At 47.2% G+C, this 7104-nt stretch carries 4 protein-coding genes; all 4 read right to left on the bottom strand.

From position 1 onward, the window contains the following. On the bottom strand, positions 1-3068 hold a 3068-nt coding region (locus tag DW173_RS23370), incomplete at its 3' end, for a DUF6443 domain-containing protein (RefSeq protein ID WP_233562290.1). Positions 3069-3118: 50 nt separating this feature from the next. Then, the gene (locus DW173_RS23375) at positions 3119-6205 is read right to left on the bottom strand and encodes an RHS repeat protein (protein ID WP_120145328.1); all 3087 of its coding nucleotides are present in this window, start codon (positions 6203-6205) and stop codon (positions 3119-3121) included. A gap of 126 nt (positions 6206-6331) precedes the next feature. Next, positions 6332-6427, bottom strand: a complete 96-nt coding sequence (locus tag DW173_RS23875) for a smalltalk protein (RefSeq protein ID WP_005681936.1) — start codon at positions 6425-6427, stop codon at positions 6332-6334. Between the two features lie 5 nt (positions 6428-6432). Beyond that, positions 6433-6969, bottom strand: coding sequence for an N-acetylmuramoyl-L-alanine amidase (locus DW173_RS23380; protein WP_087322019.1), 537 nt, complete (start codon positions 6967-6969; stop codon positions 6433-6435). Between the last annotated feature and the right edge of the window lie 135 nt (positions 6970-7104).

Below are 7104 nucleotides of genomic sequence, written 5' to 3' on the forward strand. Positions count from 1 at the left end.
ACGCTCTTCAACAGGCGGTTCGCAAGGTCGTAGGTATAAGTATGAACCTCGGTTACAGGTGCCTGTCCGGGAGCGCTGTGCACATGCTTCTCTTTCGTTGGGCTGCCCTCGAAGTTGTAAGCCGTATAAACGGATTCAGTACCGTGCTGCCCGTTATTGCCCTTACGCTGGATAACGCGGTAGCGGTCGTCATAGTACAATGCCGAGTAAATGAAGCCTGTATATTCCCTGTCTGTAAAACGGGCGGTCAAGATTCCGGTCTGCTGCCCTTTGCAATCATCTCCATAACGTTTGCCATAACCGGCTGTTTCGCAGTAAGCTGTCGTTGCGTCATCGGGAATACCGTTTTTACCAAGGAAGTCGTAGGAATCGTAATAGCTGACCGACAAGACAGTCGGGGAACTTAAGGTTATACCTTCCAAACGGTAACCTTTCAACGGATTCTCCTCATTCGCCCAAACGGCTTTTACAATAACAGTGTCGAGAGGGGTGGACTCCCCACCATAAGCCGGTTGATTCTTGCAAATGCCGCTCAATACAACACGACCAAACCTGTCGGGAATGCTGAAAGACCACTCGTTTCGCTCGCGCTGTTCACCGTCTTGAGTAAAAATCGGGCGGTCGGCAGCGTCATAAATCGTGTAAACAGGGGCACAACCGGGGAGTTTCTTATAGATACAACGATTATACTTGTCGTAATGATAGATGTAAGCATACTTCTGCAAAACAGGATGGCTTTCAGCGTATGACTGTATTGCCGTCAAACTATCCGCAGCCAGCGGAGGAAGTACGAAGCGGACATTACCGTAATTATCATATACCGTATAGGTATCATGAGCTTCGTCACCGTTCATCTGCCGGGTCAGAAGCGTTCGACCGGTTTTGTCCCTGAACTCGTAAGTTACATTTCCGTCCTCATCGGTAGTGCGGACAGCATCCAGCGTACACGGAGAATAAAGGCCGGACATTGTAAGCGAGAAATTTTCACCCACACCATAAAGACGGACGGATGCTAAAACGTTCGTCATGCGGTCATTCTTTACGGAATGTCCCGTAGTATGCCAGTTCTTGCCAGGACCATATTCCTCCACCACCTCGTTCAATGCGGAGCCGTCATACACAGTAAGGCTGTAGGGATGTGAATCCATGCCGTAAAGAGAAAAGGAACGGGCAGTTTGCGACAATTTGCCGGGATTCACATAAGATCCGTCACTGCTACCATACGCCACAGGAAGCCAGAGTTTGCTGGCCCGGTTCAGGGCATCGTAGTCCTGCAATGTGATCAGGTCATGCCCCAATGGGGAAAAGCCGTGCTGAACCTTGACCGTAGGGTTACCGAAATGATCGTAATACTGAATTTCATGGCGGACTTCATCATCCGCTAAAGAAAGGACATCATCCGTAGCAACTGTCGGAACGTACGAAAGTACATACGGTTGGGTAGATGTAGGAGACAGCGAATCTTGAGACACAAGTGTCTCAAGATTAGTAGTAATAAAGCCATTCGCACTATTTCCCTCGGAAACAATATAATATGTGCCGGCAGGAAGGCTGTCCACTTTTATTTCGCAAGAGTCGGCGCTTGAATAAAGCATGGAACGAGTGGAATCAAGCAGACCAAGATGCGTTTCAGACAATACAGAACCGCAATGGCTGACCCGCAAATCCATCGGAGAGGTCAATGTGAATTTGTAAAACACATCATTAAAAGGAGTACAGCCGGATATAAAACCGCTGGTGCGGTCGCCATAAAGAGACGTGTCCCGTGTGTCTGTAAACAGAAGGCCGTATGTGCCTGCATCAATAGCTGTATCAGGATCGTCTCCTACAGGGCCAGACAGCACTCCATTTATAAACAAATTTATTTTTCCATTTGTAGAACCATCCACGACAATGTAGTACGTGCCCGGAGAAAGATAAGGAATCTGAAGGTAAGCATGTTCTCCGTTGTCACATGCTCCACGGCCCCAGGCAACATCATTGACATACAGCAATTCCTGATTCAAAGAGTACACCATCAAGTAGGTGTCGTTCACCTCCGAATCACAGTTACAGACATCCAAACTTATCGGTTGCGTAAAAGTAACACGATAATAAACTTCGCTTCCCGCTTTGAACGACATTTTGCTGCCTACAAAGACAGAAGTATCAAACGTATGGTCGTAGTAAAAAGCTGTGCCATAATATTCACCTACAATATCAATAGGAGAAGAAAAACTGCTCCCCGCCGGAATAGGAGTACCCGTGAGGGAAACGGTCTGCCAAGTATATCCCCAGCCAAGTGCCCAGGTATGGATATAATAAATGCCCGGTTCCAAATCATAATACATCAGATTTTCCGAGGCAGCGTATATCGGTTCCACCACGTCGTCCTCCCAACATTTCAACAAGGTATGACAGTACTCCGAGCTGTTCTCCAGCTTCAGACGAACAGGAGACTGTAGAGTGAAGCAATACACCATGTCATGATAGTCGTCATGGTTGTCGGCACCCGGTTCATAATCAGATATGTATTCTGTAATGTTATCCGTATGCGAAACGGTAAACTCACTGCCAAAGGTGCCAAGATCCATCGGGTAATAGAAATCCTCGCCTATCTCACGCTCGTCAATATAGATATACAAGTAAATAAGACCTTCCTCAACAACCTTCCCCGCACCATAGTCCATAGACTCCGCTACAATATAATACGTGCCGGGAAGCAAAGAAATACATAAGTCTGCATACCCCAAATTTAGGCGGTCTACTTCCTTACCTGTTACATCCAATATATGGGCAAAAGTACCTACTTCCGAAGGACCGTTTATCCCAATACCGACATCCATGGAACGTGTCAGCGTCAACTTAAAGAATATCTCGTTACCAAATGAAAAGTCGGGTTCTTTATATGAAGGAAGCACATAGTCGTTCGAGTAATCTCCCGTATTAAGCGTTCCTTCATAATAATATGTACTATCACAAACCCCGAGATCTATCGCCGTTTCCATGCGATGATAGAATGAAGACTGCCCGAACAGGCTGTACGAACAAGTCGCAAATAACATCAATAAGAATAATTTTCGTATCATAATTTCTAGTTTTGTCAGTTTTTAAATTATCCAGTTTTCCTGTATTCCTTTTATTTTCCGAAATGATAAACATACTTCTGCAGCATTACTTTACGGGCGTTTTCATCCAGATAATAGCTGCCGGTCAGTCGGCTGTAATTATCATAATCGAAGCGGGTGGTGACACCGTTAGGATCGGTAATTGCCGTCACACCGTGCAGAGAAACGTATTCGTAGGTAGTAACGCGTGCATCGGGAAGCAGTTCTCTTAAAGAGCCGATCCTGACCCGTACATCGGAATCCGGGACACTATCGTATGTCCATTCATCGGCCGACTCAATCTCCAGAGCTGCGCATACCTCATCGATTGTCGCATTCTCTATTCTCGCAATGGGAAAACAGTTGTTATAACTCCAGAGGAAACTGACGGGAGTTCCATCCTTTCCAGCTATCTCGACAGCGTTGCCGGATGCGTCATAGCGGCGGTAAACCACTTCGTCCCGAAAGTCCGCCTGCTTGTCCGTACGCGACTGCACTTTCTGCGGAAGGCAAGTACCCGTATTAAAAAGAATACGGCTTTCCCGGTTGTTTTCTCCCTCCGTACGCTTATGGTAGGAAAGAATAGCGGGATAATTGAGCAGATAGTCATAGGTATCCACCACCGCTGTACTGTCGCTACGCATGGTTTCCACCCGCCGGGGCTTTAAGGAAAAACCGGGATCAAGAAAGTCGTAATCATACGCATACCGTTTCTCGGTGGAAAAAACATGCCGCTTACCTTCGGAGGTATAATATCGCTTGGTAACTTCCTTATCCAACTGCCGGTACGTGTCTATATCCAAATTTTCGCGGTGAGTGGTAAAGACAGAATATTTACCGGAGTAACCACTCTCCTCAAACTCTTTCCAACCTGTGACAATATGCCGTTCGGGTACCAATATCTGTATTTGCTGGTTTTCAATCTTCTTTGCTGAGTAACTATTCTCCACGACTGAAACCAGTTCACTGCCACGGTAATATTCCGTGCGAAGTAAAGCACCATACAACTGATTGCTTTTACCATAGATGAAATCTCCGGAAGGCTCATGTGAATAGTAGGGTTTACGACGCACCAAAGCTTCTGTCTTTTCGGTAATAGATTCATCTACAAATTGTTTCACGGAACCGGAAGGATCACTATCGTCCCATACCAACAGGTCTTCAAAAGCATGACGTTTCACATCATAATAGTACATGGTAGTGGTTTGGGTACCGTCATCCCCCCGGGTCTGCTCTGACACCACATTATACATGACAGCACTACCGTCATGCAACGTAATATTGGAGACAGGCATGGAACCATAAATCGTCAGTTCCTCTTTCCATTCCGCATTGGTTGCAGGATCTCTATAGATGGCAATCCCATCCGACTGATAATCACGCTGCGTCACTATGTGCCTGATAGCGCCACCACCCCAGACAGGTTCATAATTCGGAACGTTCGGAATGGTCAGGCCATATTTATAACTCTTCCTGATCCGACGGTTTGTATGAGGGTCATAACTTTCAACAGAGGAAACACGCAAACCGCCTACAGGATGAAGATAATCCCGGTGGGACTCGTCCTTGCGACTATCCCGGAAAGCGCCATAGTTTCCTTCATAACTGAAGCGGGTTTGTACACCCTGCGGATCAGTTATCAGGGATAAAACCCCGAGCTTCGCATAACCCGGACTCGGATTGCGGTTAGCACCCGGATAATTCACCACAAAACTATGCATGTTCGAAAAACCGCTAAGATCCAGCGAAAGCACTTCCCGTACACCCGGGAGCTTACTTTGTCCGCTGTTTTCCGGACCGTTACAGAACCCCCAATGGTCTACGGAGGTCGTATAGATTGAGGGCACGCGACGGACATCTCCATAATCGAAAGACCATACGCGGTCCTCCACTCCGGGTGAAGATATACGCACCGAATCCAGCTTCGTCAGTGAAGTGTTGTCATTGTATGGAGTGATATAAAATCTAATCGTACGCACCAGCATTCCGTTTCCGTCCTTTACCTCCATCTCATCAAGCACCGTACTCGAAGTAGTACCGTCTCGTCCAACACGCTTATAACTGACAGACAGACTATTATCAAGAAATTCAACCATCGACACATAAGCAGCCTCTATGTCGCCGTCCGTATAATGGACAGGGTCCGAGAAACCCACACCGGCTTCATCCCGGCTGATACTTTCCAACCTGGCTTCTTGGAGCCCTTCCGAAGATTGATAATCATCCGGAGGACAAACACGATAATAAGAGGAACCGTCTATCAGGAGCGTCTCACGGTTAGGACGATCTATATCTTTAAATATCAACTGCTCATCCAGGTTATAATACGTGCGCGGATTGACAAGATGCCCGGAGTCATAATAAAAGTTCACCAATTGCTGCTCCGGATGCCGTGCGGAACAGATGGAGCTGCACAGCCAGCGGGTGATGTTATCCCCTGTTTTCTCACAGGTTCCTCCAAAATAATATTGAAGGCCGTTCTCGTCCGTAATATTCATCGTGTCGTCATAATTCCACTTCACCAGGTCGTTGTTGCGGGGAACCGTCCACATAGGCGTGTGACGTGTGCGAAAATAGCCGCTGCCCCCACCGTGAGGCAGTTTGTAAATGAATTTATCCGGACGCATATCAGTCCCGTTATTCACTTTCTTCTCATAAAACTCCATCTGTCTGTCCGGTTGCCAGGGAACTTGCTCATCTGCCACGTAAAACCAACCTTCCCTGTATTCATCGTCCGCCACACCATTGATATGGCGGCTTACTGAAGGTTCCAGGTTCAACGTCCATCCCGTTCCAGCAACACCGCTGCGCTCTTTCGGCTTCAGACCGGAAGAATGATAAGACAATGTAACAGGGATTGTCACTTCACCCGCCACAATCTCATATAATGGTACCGTTATGTCCGGAATGCCCGTACAGTGGCTTACCGGATAGGACTGATATTTTTCCATGGCAGCCACCGTGGGAGAGACCGGGACAACCTGCGGCACATCCAATGAAATTGTATTCGTAGATTGCCCATGCACGGAAGCAGAAAAAAAGAGAAGGCCAAACATTACCCCTATGAAAGGTAACTGCCCCAGTCTCATTTTGTTTTTGTATAGATATAATTTATTCATAAATGGTCATTCTTTAAAATGAATAGTTTTATAAATCGGTTTAGTCTAATTATCATGTCTGAAAGGCCTCCGGCAGCCGGTTAAAAATAGTCTGCCGAAGGCGCTTTTTCACATACTAGGTATTTCTTACAAATTCATCGCATTAGCGCCCAAAACGCCTGCCAAAGCCGAAGCCACTGCGATAACCACCTTCAGGATCATATCCCATACTGATTTCTTCATTGCCATCATTTACCTCCTTTCTGTTCTTTAATGTGTTGTGTTACTCTGTGTTTCTCCGTACTTCCAGTCTCATCAGTTCTATCGGCAAATGCTCCGAACTCCTTGAATTCCTTTGCCACCTCAAAACACGGGCACTGTTTAATCCACTCTTCCGGTTCTATCTCACCGTTTCCATTGAGATCCGGCGAAAGATCCCGGTGCCCGCAGACCCGGCAGCCGGGGAATTTCTCCTGTAGTTGCCCAACGAGTTGCCGGAGCGTAGCCCGTTGTGCCGGAGTCCGGGTATCTGCCGGGCGTCCCCGGCAGTCCAGACCACCTTCATAGCAGATACCTATTGAGTGAGCGTTGAAACCTTTGGCGTGTGCTCCGATGCGTTCCACGGGCCGGGTAAGGTGCACTGTTCCATCCTTGCGGATGTAGTAGTGATAGCCTGTTCCGTTAAATCCGCGCCGCCGGTGTAACCGGTCCAAATCTTCCGGTGAAAGTGTACAATCCTCCCTCGTGGCGCTGCAATGCACCACAATCAAGTTGATAATCCTCATGTTAGTGGATGATTTCTAGTTTAGTTAAAAGCCAAATGTTTAGTTAAGCCTACGAAGTTTGTCGTTTACATTTTGTGTATTCCTCACTGCCGTGACGTCATTTATGCAGCCGGATCGGGCGCTTCTCCGCCTCCT

This window comes from Bacteroides sp. AM16-13 (genome assembly GCF_003602705.1).
Taxonomy (GTDB): domain Bacteria; phylum Bacteroidota; class Bacteroidia; order Bacteroidales; family Bacteroidaceae; genus Bacteroides; species Bacteroides xylanisolvens.